At 74.3% G+C, this 514-nt stretch carries 1 protein-coding gene and 1 pseudogene; both read left to right on the plus strand.

Going from position 1 to position 514, the window contains the following annotated elements; all coding sequences use genetic code 11:
- A partial coding sequence (locus G3I65_RS35430) for a winged helix-turn-helix domain-containing protein (protein WP_160699959.1) occupies positions 1 to 278 on the plus strand: 278 nt, incomplete at its 5' end.
- Positions 275 to 514 (plus strand): annotated as a pseudogene (locus G3I65_RS35435) (two-component sensor histidine kinase); the annotation flags it as partial. The gene G3I65_RS35430 and the pseudogene G3I65_RS35435, both read left to right, overlap by 4 nt.

The raw sequence follows: 514 nt of genomic DNA on the forward strand, positions 1-514 counted from the left end.
AGGTGCACTGGAACGGCGCGGAGGTCGGGCTGAGCCCGCGGGAGTTCGCGCTGCTCGAAGTGCTCGTCGGGCGCGCCGGCACGGTCGTCACGAAGGACGAGCTGCTGCGCGCGGTCTGGGGCGAGGAGCAGGCCGTGACGCGCAACCTCGTCGAGGTCTACGTCGGATACGTACGACGTAAGTTGGACGCGGTCGGCGCCGGCGCGTTGCTGCGGACCGTCCGCGGGCACGGCTACCTGGCCTCCGACGCGCAGCTCGACGAGGTCATCACCCCGTGAGCTCCTGGTGGCGGGGCCGGTCCCTGCAGGTCCGGATCACCCTGCTGGCCGCGACGATCACCCTGGCCTGCCTGCTCGGGCTGGCCGCGCTGGCCGCGTCGAACCTCTCGCCGCTGCTCATCGGCTCGGTCGACCGCGAGCTGTCGGCCGCGCTCGGCCCGGCCGGCGCGGAGGTGAGCGCGGGCCGCCCGCTGTCCGGCGCGGAGCCGGTGACGCTGCGGGTGCTCGACATCGCG

The sequence above is a fragment of the Amycolatopsis sp. SID8362 genome, from assembly GCF_010550475.1.
GTDB lineage: Bacteria > Actinomycetota > Actinomycetes > Mycobacteriales > Pseudonocardiaceae > Amycolatopsis > Amycolatopsis eburnea.